Annotated in this window: 13 protein-coding genes; 6 read left to right on the top strand and 7 right to left on the bottom strand. The window is 65.7% G+C overall.

Going from position 1 to position 14,063, the window contains the following annotated elements; translation table 11 throughout:
• Window positions 1-11 precede the first annotated feature (11 nt).
• The gene (locus FFI97_RS09495) at window positions 12-872 is read left to right on the top strand and encodes a fumarylacetoacetate hydrolase family protein (protein ID WP_139701788.1); all 861 of its coding nucleotides are present in this window, start codon (window positions 12-14) and stop codon (window positions 870-872) included.
• 491 nt (window positions 873-1,363) lie between these two features.
• On the opposite strand, the gene FFI97_RS09500 is transcribed toward FFI97_RS09495, so the two are convergent.
• The 7 genes from FFI97_RS09500 to FFI97_RS09530 form a co-directional block, all read right to left on the bottom strand.
• Entirely contained in the window at window positions 1,364-2,956 is a 1,593-nt protein-coding gene (locus FFI97_RS09500; RefSeq protein WP_139701789.1) for a tannase/feruloyl esterase family alpha/beta hydrolase, read from the bottom strand.
• Between the two features lie 59 nt (window positions 2,957-3,015).
• Window positions 3,016-3,462, bottom strand: coding sequence for a MaoC family dehydratase (locus FFI97_RS09505; protein WP_139701790.1), 447 nt, complete (start codon window positions 3,460-3,462; stop codon window positions 3,016-3,018).
• Window positions 3,455-5,107 (bottom strand): AMP-binding protein, encoded by a 1,653-nt coding sequence (locus FFI97_RS09510; RefSeq protein WP_139701791.1) that lies wholly within the window; start codon window positions 5,105-5,107, stop codon window positions 3,455-3,457. The genes FFI97_RS09505 and FFI97_RS09510 overlap by 8 nt, the downstream gene beginning before the upstream one ends.
• Window positions 5,104-5,844, bottom strand: coding sequence for a nitroreductase (locus FFI97_RS09515; protein ID WP_139701792.1), 741 nt, complete (start codon window positions 5,842-5,844; stop codon window positions 5,104-5,106). Before FFI97_RS09515 ends, FFI97_RS09510 begins: the two co-directional genes overlap by 4 nt.
• Window positions 5,845-5,857: 13 nt before the next feature.
• A complete protein-coding gene (locus FFI97_RS09520) occupies window positions 5,858-7,252 on the bottom strand; it encodes an MFS transporter (RefSeq protein WP_139701793.1) in 1,395 nt (464 codons plus the stop codon).
• Window positions 7,253-7,411: 159 nt separating this feature from the next.
• Window positions 7,412-8,431 carry an AraC family transcriptional regulator gene (locus tag FFI97_RS09525; RefSeq protein WP_139701794.1) on the bottom strand — a complete coding sequence of 340 codons (1,020 nt, stop codon included), beginning with the start codon at window positions 8,429-8,431 and terminating at the stop codon, window positions 7,412-7,414.
• Window positions 8,432-8,577: 146 nt separating this feature from the next.
• Entirely contained in the window at window positions 8,578-9,183 is a 606-nt protein-coding gene (locus FFI97_RS09530) for a TetR/AcrR family transcriptional regulator (protein WP_095747520.1), read from the bottom strand.
• A gap of 132 nt (window positions 9,184-9,315) precedes the next feature.
• Here FFI97_RS09530 and FFI97_RS09535 point away from each other — a divergent pair, with 132 nt between their 5' ends.
• From FFI97_RS09535 to FFI97_RS09555, 5 genes are read left to right on the top strand one after another with little or no spacing between them, the layout of a single operon-like run.
• Window positions 9,316-10,161 (top strand): alpha/beta fold hydrolase, encoded by an 846-nt coding sequence (locus FFI97_RS09535; protein ID WP_139701795.1) that lies wholly within the window; start codon window positions 9,316-9,318, stop codon window positions 10,159-10,161.
• A gap of 52 nt (window positions 10,162-10,213) precedes the next feature.
• On the top strand, window positions 10,214-11,308 hold the full coding sequence (locus FFI97_RS09540) for an alkene reductase (RefSeq protein WP_139701796.1): 1,095 nt from the start codon (window positions 10,214-10,216) through the stop codon (window positions 11,306-11,308).
• A gap of 60 nt (window positions 11,309-11,368) precedes the next feature.
• Window positions 11,369-12,157, top strand: coding sequence for an SDR family NAD(P)-dependent oxidoreductase (locus FFI97_RS09545; protein ID WP_070059257.1), 789 nt, complete (start codon window positions 11,369-11,371; stop codon window positions 12,155-12,157).
• 34 nt (window positions 12,158-12,191) lie between these two features.
• The gene (locus tag FFI97_RS09550; protein WP_139701797.1) at window positions 12,192-13,178 is read left to right on the top strand and encodes an MDR family oxidoreductase; all 987 of its coding nucleotides are present in this window, start codon (window positions 12,192-12,194) and stop codon (window positions 13,176-13,178) included.
• 11 nt (window positions 13,179-13,189) lie between these two features.
• Window positions 13,190-14,020, top strand: coding sequence for an alpha/beta fold hydrolase (locus tag FFI97_RS09555; protein WP_139701798.1), 831 nt, complete (start codon window positions 13,190-13,192; stop codon window positions 14,018-14,020).
• Window positions 14,021-14,063 lie beyond the last annotated feature (43 nt).

Raw genomic sequence — 14,063 nt, forward strand, 5'->3', positions numbered from 1 at the left:
AAAGCCACACCATGAGACTCATCGCCTTTATCGCCAGCAACGGCCTGCCCGCCTTGGGGCTGCGAACCGGTTCGCAGGTCGTCAACCTCACCGAAGTCGGATTGCCGTCGACGCTGGACGCGCTGCTCAAGCACCCCGACGGACTGAGCGCAGTGAAGGATGCCGCCGCCCGCGCGACGCAGCACCTGGCGTTCGCCGAGCTGAAACTGCTGCCGCCGCTTCAGAACCCCTCCAAGGCCTTCGCCATCGGCCTGAACTACGTCGATCACGCCTCGGAAAGCAACTTCGAGCCGCCCAAGCACCCGGTCCTGTTCCAGCGCTTTCCCTCTTCATGGGTCGCACACGGCGAGCCCCTGGTGCGCCCGCGGGTCTCCACGCAGTTCGACTATGAGGCGGAACTCGTGGCCATCATCGGTAAGGCAGGCCGCTACATCGCCAAGGAGGATGCGCTGGCGCACGTGGCCGGTTACGCCATTTTCAACGAGGGTTCCATCCGCGACTACCAGTTCCGCTCCGGCCAATGGCTGTGGGGAAAGAACTTCGATCGCAGCGGCGGCTTCGGCCCCGAATTCGTCACAGCGGACGAACTGCCGGCAGGCGCCACCGGCCTGCAGCTGACCTGCCGACTGAACGGCGAAGTGCTGCAAAGCGCCAACACGCGCGACATGATCTTCGACGTAGCGACCCTCGTTGCCGCGTGCTCGGAAGGCATGGAATTGCAGCCGGGCGACATGATCATCACCGGTACGCCCTCGGGGGTGGGCTTGGCGCGCACGCCGCAGATCTGGCTCAAGCCGGGCGACGTCTGCGAAGTGGAGATCGAAGGCATAGGCATTCTGCAAAACCCCGTGATCGACGAAGTGTGGGCCTGAGGCCTGATCGCCCTGCTCCGCAGCCGCGGGAACAATGGCAGGCGTGCCGCGCGCAAATGGGGAGCGGCTCGTTCTTGACGGACAGCTCCTCTCAAGCCGAGCCTCTCGAACGTCGGCAACCCATTTGAAGGGGGTATACCCCAAGGGCGGCTATGCAGCGATTGCCCTAGTCGGGATCGGAACAATCGATGTCTGCAACGAGGCCAATACCCGACAACCAAGGCAGTGTGAATCGCTGCGGGGCTCAGTCCAGATCGGGCTTCGTAGGTAAGGTCAGTACGCCGACGCATGCCTTCGGCGCCCGCCGAAGTTGCGCGCTTCGGCGGCCAGAGGGTGCGAGAAACCAGCAGGAGGACACCGTATCCATTGAATGCATCAGCGCGTGTCGAATCCTTCCCGCGCCACCCAGAACGGGCGACGCGCGTTCTCTTCGCGAATGCCTTCACAGACCAGCCTGTGCCAACACTGCTGCGTACACCGCGCCACGACGCCTAGCTAGGTGACGTGCAGGTGAAGCTGGACGCCGCGTCGGGATCGCCGGTGCCGTTGTACTTTGGAAACTGCGGGTGCCTGCACATCGGCCGCTGCATGCCCTTGCCCGGCTCGACGCTGCGCGTGGCCACGATCTCGCGGGCGCTGGGATGGGTGCCGGTTTCGATCCAGTCGAACATCGGGGTGATGAGGTCGACGCTGTCCGGGCCCTTGCCGCCTGCCGGCGTGGCGGCGCAGTGGTCGTTGCCTGCCAGCACGTAGTACTCGACGAACCGGTCGGCCGCGGCCTGCCCGCCCGCTGCGGCGACGACCTTGCGGTAGTAGTCCGTGGTGTTGTTCTGCGTGATCAGCCAGTCGGTGGTGCCGTGCATGAGCAGCATCTTGCCGTTGCGGGCCCGGAACCCGCTCAGGTCGGGGTTGACTGCATCGATCAATCGGGCGAGGTGGTCGAGTCGGTTCGTGTACTGCAGCGGGTCGACGTTCAGCGGGTCTGCGGACGAGTCTTGCGCCACGAAGTACTTCATGTAGTCGCCGCCGAGAATCTGAAACGTGGTGCCTCCGATGGCCTGCCACGATGCGTCGTCGGCGGTCTCGCCGCCGACATAGGGAAAGGCCGGCCATGTGTAGCGACCACCCGCCACATCGGTGGGCTCGTACAGGACCTTGGCGGACGCCAGCTGCGCATCGGTCAGGCAAGAGTCTGCGTCGGCGCCCGTGCATCGGAGCTTGGCCAGATCGGGCTTGCAGGCCTCGGGGTGGCTGATGATGCCGTCCTTCAGGCCGTCGAGTGCATCGCATTGGGACCGCATGAAGTTCGCGAGGGTCTTGACCTTCGGGATGCTCAGGCCCGCCTCGGGCTGGGCCAGCTGCTTGAGTATTTTTTGATACCAGAGGAACTGGCCCGTGTAGGCATTGGCCGGGGCGCGCGCAATCACGCCGTCGAACAGATCGGGATGCCGTTGCGCCTGGATCAACGCCTGACGCCCACCGCCCGAACAGCCCTCGTAGACAAACTTCGAGCGGCCGACCGATTCGCCATAGCGCGAGCGGAGCACGGCCTTCGCCGATGCAAGCACCTTGGGCACGGCACCGTCTGCGTAGTCCTGAAGCAACTGGGGGTCCATAGCGAAGGAGCCATTGGGATGCTTGGCCGCATCGTGTCCATGGTTCGTCGCGATGGTCGCGTAGCCGCTTTCCGCGACGCCAGGACTGTAGGCGCTGGGGTAGATGGCGCCGTCGAAGCCGCCGCCGCCGATGAACAGGACACGCTGGTTCCAGCTGCTGGGCAGCTTGACTTCGAAGGCGAGTTCCGGCGGCATCTCGCCGCGCACGGTGCAGGTCTCCGGCGTGGTGTCTGTCTGGGGCGTCAGCGTCGCCTGCGTGATCGTGGCGCCTTCGAAGGCCCGGCTCAGGAAGCTGTTGCACGCGGCCTGCGCGCTTCCGGCAGCGGACGGGAACAGCGCGGGTGGCGAGTTGCCACCACCGCTGCCGCTGCCGCCGCAGGAAGCAAGCAGCGCCGCAGCAGCCACCACGGACCACGAGGTGATGCGCCGGTGGGTGTCGCGTCGGCATGTGAGAGGGGCCATCTTCATCTTTTGTCTCCTTGTTGGGGCAATGCCCCCGTGAACGCGCACGCTGGCGCGGAAAGCACTCATGCGGCGGGCGTGAAAAGCACCGTGCCCTGCGCGAGCACGCTGGTCCTGTCGTCTGCGCTCTTGATCGCACCTTGCAATTCGAGAACGCAGCCGCCCTTCGAATGCGCGGCCATCGACGTCACGCGCCACTCGATGAGTACCGTCTCGCTCGCCCGTACGGGACGCAGCAGGTCGACCGAGAAGTTCATGCCCAGCACCTTCCCCCTCGTAGCGAAGTGACTGGCGGTCAGCCCCATCAGCAGCGAGGTGGTGTGGGTCGCACTGGCGATCAAGCCGCCGAAGCGCGTGCCCTGTGCAAACGCGGCATCGTGGTGCAGCGGGTTCTCGTCTCCCGCGGCCAGCGCGAAGGCACGCACTTGCGCTTCGTCGAAGGTGTGGGGTCGCGAGAAGCGATAGCCGGGCCCGACAGGCCCCAGGGCCGCGGCCGCTTCGCACTCAACCATGGCTCGCGAGCCGGGTGATGGCGTCCTGGCTTCCGGCCTGCTGGCGCAAGCGGAACTTCTGGATCTTTCCCGTGGCCGTCTTCGGCAAGGGGATGAAGATCACGCGGCGCGGACACTTGAAGTGCGCCAGCCGCTCGCGGCAGAACGCAATGATCTCCTGCTCGCTGGGCGCGGCGACACCGGCCTTCAGCTCGATGAACACGCACGGCACCTCGCCCCACTTGGGGTCGGGCTGCGCCACCACGGCGGCATGCAGCACCGCCGGGTGTCCATGGATGACGTCTTCGATTTCGACCGACGAGATGTTCTCGCCGCCCGAGATGATCACGTCCTTCGACCGATCGGTGATCTGCGCATACCCGTTGGCATGCAGGACCGCGACGTCGCCGGTGCGGAACCAGCCATCGGCGAGCGCCTTGCGCGTTGCCGCCTCGTTCTTGAAGTAGCCCATCATCACGGTGTTGCCGCGCAACATGAGTTCCCCAGCCGACTTGCCGTCGGGCACGACGGGCTCGAGGGTGTCGGCGTCGCCGACCATGAGGCCTTCGAACATGGCGGCGCGCACGCCCTGGCGCACGCGCAGCGCACCCTGCTCGACGGGCGCCAGATCGTCCCAGCCGTCCTGCCACACGCAACTCACCGGCGTGCCCGAAACCTCCGTGATGCCGAAGACGTGCTCCACGTCGAAGCCCATCGCCAGCACCGCATTCAGCACGGCGAGCGGCGGTGGCGAGCCGGCCGTGAGCACGCGCACGGGGCGCGGCAGCCGGGTGTCTTTCGCCGCGTCCGCGAGCATCGCCATCACGACCGGCGCTGCGCAGAGGTGATCGATCCGATGGCGCTCGATGGCCTCCAGCACGGCGTCGGCAGACACCCGGCGCAGGCAGACATGGGTGCCCGCCGCCGCAGTCACGGCCCAGGTGAAGCACCATCCGTTCGCGTGGAACATGGGCAAGGTCCACAGGTACTTCGGCGCCCGTGGCATCGCCCAGTTCGTGATCTGCAGCAGGCTCATCAGGTAGGTGCCGCGATGGCTGGCGACCACGCCCTTGGGGTCTCCGGTCGTGCCGGAGGTGTAGTTCAGGGCGAGGGGTTGCCACTCGTCGCTGGGCCACCGGCCGGCAAAGTCCGGGTCTCCGTTCGCCAGCAGCGATTCGTAGTCGGTCCCGCCGATGGGTTCGCCGGGTGGTGCGAGGTGGTCGTTGATGTCGATGACCGCAGGCGCACGGTCGAGCAGCTTCAGCGCTGCGGCCACCGTGGCGGCGAACTCGCGATCGACCATCAGCAATTTGCACTCGCCGTGGCGCAGGATGAACGCGATGCCTTCGGCATCCAGGCGATGGTTGATTGCGTTGAGCACCGCGCCAGCCAGCGGAATGCCGAAGTGGGCCTCCAGCATGGCCGGCGTGTTGGGCGCGAGCACCGAGACGGTGTCGCCCGGTTCGATGCCTCGCATCGCCAGCGCGGACGCCAGGCGATGGCAGCGCTCGCGCGTCTGCGCCCAGGTTCGCGTCAGCTCGCCGTGCACCACCGCCACGCGGTTCGGATGCGCGAGCGCCGCGCGGTCGAGAAAGCCCAGCGGCGTGAGCGGCACATGATTTGCCGCGCACCGTTCGAGGCCCTGTGCATAGGATGGCGCGCTCATGCGGTGGTCTCCTTGGAGGTGTCGTGGAAGGTCGTAAACGCGGAGACTGGCTCGCGCTCGGTGACGAGCGAGTTCTCGACCGACGAGGTGTCGGCGTAGCCCAGGCTCATGCCGCAGACCAGCATCTGGCCGGCGGGAATGTCCAGCAGGTCCGCGATCTGGCGATGGAATTTCAGGAACGCGGCCTGTGGGCAGGTGTGAAGGTTGCGGCCGCGTGCGGCCACCATCACGCTCTGCAGGAACATGCCGTAGTCCAGCAGGCTGCCTTCCTGGAGTTCACGGTCCACCGTGAAGAACAGGCCCACGGGCGCATCGAAGAAGCGGTAGTTGCGACCGTGCTGCAGGTGCATGCGCTGCTTGTCGCCCTTGGCGATGCCGAGCAATCCGTAGAGGTCCCAGCCGACCTTGCGGCGCCGCTCCAGGTAGGGAGAACACCATTCGCGCGGGTAGTAGTCGTAGGGCTCGAGCAGCTCGCCCGACCGGCCGGGATCGTCGTCGAGCACGGCAATCGCCGCCGACAGACGGGCCTTGGCAGGCCCCGTCAGCACATGCACATGCCAGGGCTGCATGTTCATGCCGGAGGCGCTGTAGCGCGCCGTCGAGAGGATCGCCTCGACCTCTTCCCGGGGCACCGGCCGGGGCAAGAACGCCCTGACGCTGCGCCGGGTGGCAATGGCCCAGTCGACCGCTCCTTGCAGCGCGTGTGCCTCCAGCGGTGGCGCCATCATTCGGTTCATTGAGGTTTCCTTGCTATTTCGAAGCCGGGCGAATCGCCCCGTCCACACGGCCCACTTCGCCGGTGGCCGCGCGCGCGGCCTTGGCCTGGGTCGACGCGGCGCGCGACTGGTTCACGAACGACACCGCTGCCGCGCCGATGACGCCGGCCAGGGCGATCGCCATGAAGTTCTGCTCGATGGGCAGGCTCAGCGACACGAGCCAGCCGATCAGGATCGGCGCGGCAATGGCGCCGATGCGGCCGACACCCGAGGCAAAGCCGACACCCGTCGAACGCACGGCCGGTGGATAGAAATCGCCGGCGTAGGCATAGGCCAGCAGTTGCGTTCCGAGCGTGGACGCGCCCACCACGAACACGGCGACGAACAGCAGCTCGGTCGATTTCGTGTACGCGAGCGCGGCCAGCGACGCAGCTCCGACCACGTAGAACGCCACCAGCACATGCTTGATGTTGAACTTGTCGCTCAGCAGGCCGCCGCCGATTGCGCCCACGATCGCACCGACGTTGAAGACGATCACGAAGTTCAGGGCCGAGCCCAGGCTGTATCCCGCCATGGCCATGAGCTTGGTCAGCCAGGAGTTCAGCGCGTAGACCATGAACAGCCCCGTCATGAAGGCCACCCAGATCATCACGGTGCTGAACGCGCGTCCGGCGTCGAACAGGGTGCGCACCGGCGCGTCGTGCAGGCGGTCGGTGGACGCGCCGACATACACGGTGCCGGCTGCGTTCGGCTGCTCCGGCGCGAGCTTGGCCGCGATCTCGCCGAGCTGCCGCTGGTCACCCTTCTTGAGGAGAAACGACAGCGATTCGGGCATCGTTTTCAGAATGAGTGGAATCAGCAGCACGGGCAGGCCGGCCACATAGAACACCCATTGCCATCCATGGCTCTCGATGAGCTGCTTGGCGGTGAGCGCGACCAGAATGCCGCCCACGGAGTAGCCCGCGAAAACCATCGTCACCAGGCGCGTACGCAGCTTCGCCGGTGCGAACTCGCCCATCTGCGCGGTCACGATGGGCAACACCCCGCCGATGCCGAGGCCCGCGATGAAGCGGGCGACGCTGAAGCCGATGGGTTCGGTGGCCAGCCCGGTCAGCGCCGTGAAGACACTGAAGAGCGCCACGCACACCGCGATCATGCGAGGGCGGCCGATGCGGTCTGCCAAGGTGCCCAGGAAGATCGCGCCCAGCATGGTTCCGAACAACGCCGACCCGGCCATGACGCCGGCGCTCGTGGCGTCGACGCCCATGTCTTTCATGATCGATGGCAGCGCGGCACCCACGACCGCCAGGTCATAGCCGTCGATGACCAGGATCAACACGCACCACCAGAGCACGAGCCCGTGAAAGCCGTTGAACCGGGAGTGCCCCGCCAACGCGTGAATATCGACCTGCTTGCCGGCCTGCTGCATGTTTTCGTCTCCTGTCGTTTGATCTGTCGCGAGATGCGATGTCGACGGGAGGTTAGTTCTGCAGGCGGCACGCTTCCATGCCCGCGCGTCTCGATCTGGATGGGGCGTTCGGACATGCCGGCATCACCCGCCAGCGTCGGCGAGCGCCGGCGCTTCGGCCTATTCCGGCGCGGGCGCGGACGAGCGATAGGCGCCCGGGCTGACGCCTGTCCATTTCTTGAAGGCGCGATGGAAGGCGCTGGTTTCCTGGAAGCCAGTGCGGGCAGCGACTTCGGCCACCGTCAGCGACGCGCTCGACAAGAGGTCGATGGCGATGTCCCGCCGCAGGTCGTCCTTCACGCGCTGGTAGCTCACGCCCTCCTGCTGCAAGCGGCGTTGCAGCGTGGTGCCGGAAACGCAGAGTTCCTGTGCGAGCTTTTCGAGTTCGGGCCACGCCTCGGGCATCTGGCTGCGCAACCTGTTGCGCACCTGGGCGCTGGTGCTTGCATCGTTGCGGTACTTGACCAGCAGGTTGGCCGGCGCTTCCCTCAGGAAGTTGTTGACCGTGGCGGGCGACTCCGCGATCTTCAGGTCCAGCAGATCGCTGGCGAAGCTGATGTGCGTGGTCTCGCCGTTGAACTTCACGTTCTCGCAGAAGCGCGTGCGGTAGTGGCTGTCGTCGCCGGGCGGCGGGCACCGGAACTGCATCTCGCGCAGGGGAATGCGCCGGTGCACGAGCCAGCACACCAGGCCATGAACGAGGATGAACCAGGTGCCGTAGCCGAACAGCCGGCGCAGCACGCCGCCGTCATGCAGGACGATGCGCGCCTCGTCGCCATCGCAGACCAGCTCGCCGCGGAAGTCGTCCAGCGTGGCGTGGAGGAACCTCAGAATGCGGCGCAATGCGTGCGCGAGGTTGTCGGCGTTGACGGCGGCGCGCGTCATGAGCGCATAGCTGCCGCGGCGAAGCCCGTGGCTGTCCAGGCCGAAGAACTCGTCGTCCATCAGGTCGGCCAGCGCCACCCACATCTGCGAGTACGCCGCCGCCGAGATGCGCGCGCGCGCCGCGTTCAACAGCTCGCGGTCGATCTTGGCGCTTTCGAGGACGCTGCTGATGTCCATGTTTCTCAGCGCCGCGGCGTGGATCGCCTCGTGCACCAGTTCAATGGACACGGTTCCCTTCAAGCCTGCAGAGTTCATACGCACTCGCTCAAGAATCAGTGGTGGGGCGAGCTCTTTATAAGCGCGTTTCGCGCTGTGCAGGATGCGGCCTCAGGGGACCCGCAGCGTCTGCAGCAATGAGATGCCGCCGACCTCTGTCGTGGGCTATCGCGGAAGTTGTGCGGCTAGGTGCTCTGGGAACCGGAAGCGCCAGGCGTCATAGAGGAAAGCCTCGACAGGACGGCGCTGCGGCAGACATCCAGAATTTCATCGGCCAGTGGCGAGTCGTCAGGACACGCCCGCGACAGCACGATGGCACCGACTGCCTGCGCAATGAGGTCGATCCGCCTGGCGCGTGCGTCGCCGCCCTGATCGTCCTCCTCTGGCGCGTCGAACTGGTTTCCCAGGGTCACCAGCAGGTTTTCAATGCCGGTCGCAAACGCCGTCTTGATCGACTCCGGTTGGCGCGCAGCATCTGCGCACAGGGCGGCCATCGTGCAACCGTCACCCGGTGCATCTCGGTGTTCACGGGACAGATAGTGATGGACAAATGCCATCGCATCGACGCCTTCGGCCTTGGCGGCCGTCTGCGCAAAACCGCAGGTCGCGGCTTGCGCCATCAGGTCGGCCTTGGATTCGAAGTGCTTATAGAACCCGCCGTGGGTAAAGCCTGCGAACGCCATCAAGTCCGCAATCCCCACCCCGTCGTAACCACGCTCGCGAAACAGCGTGGAGGCCGTCTCGACGATGTGCGCCCGGTTCGCCTGTGCCTGCGCCTTGGTGACCTTCATGTCCAGGACCTCTCTAGATGTGCCATCGGTGAAGCCATGAATATACATTGATGTCGATCATCATCAAAGTCCTTGACATCAAAGATGATGATTGACATCATTAACCCAACTTACCTTGGAAGGCTTCCGAAAATGAGCGATACCCACCTGACCGCACCCACCCGCTTCGTCGAAGTGGATGGCGACAAATTCGCCCATCGCCGCTGGGGCAACACCTCCAGCGGACAGCCCCCTCTGTTCTTCGTCCAGCATTTCCGCGGCGGCCTGGACCACTGGGATCCCCTGTTGACCGATGGTCTAGCCGCAGGCCGCGAGGTCATCCTTTACAACGGTCGCGGCATTGCCTCCTCGACCGGCACGCCCCGCAACCGGATCGAAGACATGGCGGACGACATCGCCCTGGTGATCCGGGCGCTGGGTCTGTCCCAGGTCGATCTGCTTGGTTTCTCGATCGGGGGCTTCCAGGTGCAGGAGGTCGTGCTGCGTCACCCGCAACTGGTTCGAAAGCTCGTCCTGCTCGGCACCGGACTGCGCGGCGGCGATCCGAAGATGGAGCCCAGGGTGCTGGAGGTCGCGCCGAACCCCGTGCCGACCGCGGATGACTTTCTCTACCTGTTCTTCGGCCGCTCGGAAGCTGCCAAGCAGGCGGGTCTGGCCTTCTGGGAGCGCCGCCACCAGCGCGCCGACCAGGACCCGCCCAGCTCGATGGCCGTCGCTCAAGCCCAAGCCGAGGCGCACGCCGCCTACCTGCAGCCGCTGCCGGGTGCGAACCCCTATGCCTTCCTGAACGCCGTCACGCAGCCGACCCTGGTGCTCAACGGCGTCGACGACATCATGATTCCCACGATCAACTCCTGGCATCTGTCGCAGAACATTCCCAACGCGCAGCTGTTGATCTATCCCGACGCCGGACACGGCGCGCAGTTCCAGTATCCCGAGCGCTTCCTGCAACACGCGATCCAGTTCCTCGAGGAGTGATGCCGTAGCGCATCCCGTCCCCGCCCGATCAACGACGACACAGCAAACAAGCATGACTGACAAGACGCTCTTCGAGCCCTACACACTTGGCTCACTCCAACTGTCCAACCGCATCGTGATGGCGCCGCTGACGCGCAATCGGGCAGGCGCGGGTCTGGTGCCCAGCGAGTACGCCGCCACCTACTACGGTCAGCGCGCCTCGGCGGGCCTGATCATCACCGAGGCCACCCAGATCTCGGCCGATGCCCAGGGCTACCAGGACACCCCGGGCCTATACACGCCGCAGCAGATCGACGGCTGGCGCAAGGTGACCGACGCCGTTCACGCCAAGGGCGGGCGGATCTTCGTGCAGTTGTGGCACGTGGGCCGTATCTCCCACGTCGACCTGCGCCCTGGTGGCACCGCGCCGGTGGCCCCCTCCCCCATCCGCGCCGCGACCAAGACCTTCGTCAACAACGGTTTTCATGACGTCTCTGAGCCACGTGCCCTGACCCTGGATGAGATTCCAGGCATCGTCGAGGATTTCCGCCAGGCTGCGGCCCATGCGATCACTGCGGGCTTCGACGGCGTCGAGGTCCACGGTGCCAACGGCTACCTGCTGGAGCAGTTCATCAAGGACGGTGCCAACACCCGGACGGACGCGTACGGCGGCTCCATCGAGAACCGCGCGCGCCTGTTGCTCGAAGTCACGGCCGCCGTGGCGAAGGAAATCGGTGCCGAGCGCACCGGTGTGCGCCTCTCGCCGGTGTCGTCGGCCGGCGCCATTTCGTCCAGCGATCCGCAGTCGCAGTACGACTACATCGCCGAGCAACTCAATGCGATGGGCATCGTCTACCTGCATGTGGTCGAAGGCGCCACCGGGGGTCCGCGCGATGCCGCACCGTTCGATTTCGACGCCTTGCGCACTCGCTTCAAGAACACCTACCTGGCCAACAACGGGTATGACCTCGAACTGGCCAACGCCCGCCTGATCGAGGACAAGGCCGACCTGTTCGTCTTCGGCCGCCCCTTCATCAGCAACCCCGATCTGGTCGAAAGGCTGGAGATCGGCGCACCCCTCGCCGCGCTGGACCCCACCACGCTGTATGGCGGTGGCGCCAAAGGCTACATCGACTATCCGACCCTCGCTGATTCCAGCGTCCGGTAGTCGTTTTTCCACGCTGCATATCGCGGCATGGACTCACCCTTTCGATCACGAGCAAAACACATGACCTCTCATTCCACTGTTCTCATCACGGGCGCCTCGACCGGCATTGGCGCCATCTATGCCGACCGCTTCGCACGCCGCGGCCACGACCTCGTGCTGGTGGCGCGCGACAAGGCGCGGCTGGAAACGCTCGCGGCGCGCCTGCGTGAGGAAACCGGCGCTGCCGTCGATATCCTTGCGGCCGATCTGACCCAACCCGGCGACCTGGCCGCCGTCGAGACGCGACTGCGCGAGGACGCCAGGATCGAGACCCTGATCAACAACGCCGGGGCCGCACTGTCCGGCCCGTTCATCGACCAGTCGACAGACGATGTCGCCCGCTTGGTCAGCCTCAACACCACCGCACTCGTGAGGCTGGCGAGCGCCATCGCCCCGCGCCTGGTGCAGGCCGGCAAAGGCGCGATCGTCAACATCGGCTCGGTGGTCGGCCTGGCGCCCGAGTTCGGCATGTCGGTCTACGGCGCGACCAAGGCCTTCGTGCTGTTCCTGTCCCAGGGGTTGAGCCTGGAGCTCGCGCCCAAGGGCGTCTACGTGCAGGCGGTGTTGCCGGCCGGCACCCGCACCGAGATCTGGGAGCGCGCGGGCATCGATACCCGTGCGATGCCCGACCTGATGGGAGTAGAAGAGCTGGTGGATGCCGCGCTGACCGGATTCGACCGCCGTGAACTCGTGACCATCCCGCCGTTGCACGATGCCGCGCGCTGGGAGGTGCTGAACACGGCACGTCAGGCCCTGGTCGCGGACATTCGGCAGGCGCACGTGGCGGAGCGCTATCGAACCGCCGCCTGAAACGGCAAGAACGCCAGAACGGAAGGAACAGCACATGACATTCAAGGCACTGCTCGCCAGCAAGACCGGCGACACCATTTCAAGCAGCCTGGTCGACTTCAAGGAAGAGGACCTGATGCCGGGCGACGTCACCGTCGCGGTCGAGTACTCGACGGTGAACTACAAGGACGCGATGGCGCTCAGTGGCCGGTCACCGGTCATTCGCCAGTTTCCGCTGATTCCGGGCATCGACTTTGCCGGTGTCGTCGAGTCGTCGACTTATCCCGGCATCGCAGCCGGCGACCGTGTGCTGGCCAACGGCTGGGGACTGAGCCAGACGCACCACGGCGGCTTTGCGCGAAAGGCGCGGGTGAGCGGTGATTGGCTGGTCAAGGTTCCCGAGGTGTTTTCGACCCGGGATGCCATGGCCGTCGGCACCGCCGGGTACACCGCCATGCTGTCGGTGCTCGCGCTCGAGCATGGTGGCCTGACGCCCGAGCACGGCGACATCCTGGTGACGGGCGCCAATGGCGGCGCCGGCTCCGTGGCGATCGCGCTGCTGTCGAGCCTGGGCTATCGCGTGATCGCGTCGACCGGGCGTCTCGAGGAATCCGATTACCTGCGTGCGCTGGGCGCGGCGGACATCATCGACCGTCACACCCTGTCCGAAGCGGGCGCACCGATCGCCAAGGAGCGATGGGCCGGGGCCATCGATTCGGTCGGCAGCCATACCTTGGCAAACGTCCTGGCGCAGACCCGGTATCGCGGCGTGGTCGCGACCTTCGGGCTCGCACAGGGCGCGGACCTGCCGGCATCCGTCCTGCCCTTCATCCTGCGCAACGTCACCCTCGCCGGTATCGACTCGGTCAATGCGCCGCAGCCTGCGCGGCTGCAGGCGTGGTCGCGTCTGGCCAGCGACCTGGACCTGGACAAGCTGGCACGGACCACCAAGGTGATCGGATTGGCAGAGGTTCCTGACGTTGCCAGCCAGGTACTCGCAGGGAAGGTCCAGGGGCGCACCATCGTGGATGTGAACGCCTGACCGGATCGCGCATGCCCTTCATCGACGCTCCCAACCTCTCGATCGATGTCGACGGGACTGCATTCGCGTACCGCGACCTGGGGCCGCGCGATGGCGTGCCTCTGGTCCTGCTCAACCACTGGGGCGCGGTCCTCGACAATTTCGACCCGCGGATCGTCGATGGACTTGCCCGCAGGCATCGCATCATCGCCATCGACTACCGAGGGATCGGCGCTTCAGGCGGAACAGCGCCTGTGACCATCGATGCGATGGCGCGGGATGCGATCGCGCTGGTCCACGCACTGGGCTTCGAGAAGATTGATCTGCTTGGCTTCTCCCTCGGAGGATTCGTGGCGCAGGACATCGTGCTGAAAGCCCCCGGCCTGGTGCGCCGACTCATCCTGACCGGCACAGGGCCGGCAGGCGGCACAGGCATCGAACGGGTCGGAGCGGTCTCCTGGCCGCTGATAGTCAAAGGCCTGCTGACGCTGCGGGATCCGAAGACCTTTCTGTTCTTCACCTCCACGGCCAACGGTCGTCAAGCCGCGAAAGCCTTCCTGGAGCGACTGAAGGAGCGCAAGGCGGATCGGGACAAGGAACCGATGCCCCCTGCCTTCCTGCGACAGCTGAAGGCCATCAAGGCCTGGGGCCAGCAGGCGCCCCAGGATCTGGGCGGCATCCGCATCCCTGTGTTGATCGCCAATGGCGACAACGACATCATGGTTCCCACCGTGAACAGTCACGACATGGCGCGTCGCATCCCAGGCTCACAACTGGTCATCTACAAAGACGCTGGGCATGGCGGGATTTTCCAGTACCACGGCGAATTCGTGCCCAAGGCGCTGGCCTTTCTCAATGACTGAACGACGGCATCTTTTGCAACCGGCTTCAGGCCGACTTTCCCGA

Origin of the sequence: Variovorax sp. KBS0712, from assembly GCF_006323185.2 — a bacterium.
GTDB classification, from domain to species: Bacteria; Pseudomonadota; Gammaproteobacteria; order Burkholderiales; family Burkholderiaceae_C; genus Variovorax; species Variovorax boronicumulans.

Excerpts from the sequence above, each read along its gene's own strand:
- FFI97_RS09540 (WP_139701796.1), top strand. The coding sequence starts at position 10,214 with ATGACTGACAAGACGCTCTTCGAGCCCTACACACTTGGCTCACTCCAA.
- FFI97_RS09535 (WP_139701795.1), top strand. The coding sequence starts at position 9,316 with ATGAGCGATACCCACCTGACCGCACCCACCCGCTTCGTCGAAGTGGAT.
- FFI97_RS09515 (WP_139701792.1), bottom strand. The coding sequence starts at position 5,844 with ATGAACCGAATGATGGCGCCACCGCTGGAGGCACACGCGCTGCAAGGA.
- FFI97_RS09530 (WP_095747520.1), bottom strand. The coding sequence starts at position 9,183 with ATGAAGGTCACCAAGGCGCAGGCACAGGCGAACCGGGCGCACATCGTC.
- FFI97_RS09500 (WP_139701789.1), bottom strand. The coding sequence starts at position 2,956 with ATGAAGATGGCCCCTCTCACATGCCGACGCGACACCCACCGGCGCATC.
- FFI97_RS09545 (WP_070059257.1), top strand. The coding sequence starts at position 11,369 with ATGACCTCTCATTCCACTGTTCTCATCACGGGCGCCTCGACCGGCATT.
- FFI97_RS09510 (WP_139701791.1), bottom strand. The coding sequence starts at position 5,107 with ATGAGCGCGCCATCCTATGCACAGGGCCTCGAACGGTGCGCGGCAAAT.
- FFI97_RS09495 (WP_139701788.1), top strand. The coding sequence starts at position 12 with ATGAGACTCATCGCCTTTATCGCCAGCAACGGCCTGCCCGCCTTGGGG.
- FFI97_RS09520 (WP_139701793.1), bottom strand. The coding sequence starts at position 7,252 with ATGCAGCAGGCCGGCAAGCAGGTCGATATTCACGCGTTGGCGGGGCAC.
- FFI97_RS09505 (WP_139701790.1), bottom strand. The coding sequence starts at position 3,462 with ATGGTTGAGTGCGAAGCGGCCGCGGCCCTGGGGCCTGTCGGGCCCGGC.
- FFI97_RS09550 (WP_139701797.1), top strand. The coding sequence starts at position 12,192 with ATGACATTCAAGGCACTGCTCGCCAGCAAGACCGGCGACACCATTTCA.
- FFI97_RS09525 (WP_139701794.1), bottom strand. The coding sequence starts at position 8,431 with ATGAACTCTGCAGGCTTGAAGGGAACCGTGTCCATTGAACTGGTGCAC.
- FFI97_RS09555 (WP_139701798.1), top strand. The coding sequence starts at position 13,190 with ATGCCCTTCATCGACGCTCCCAACCTCTCGATCGATGTCGACGGGACT.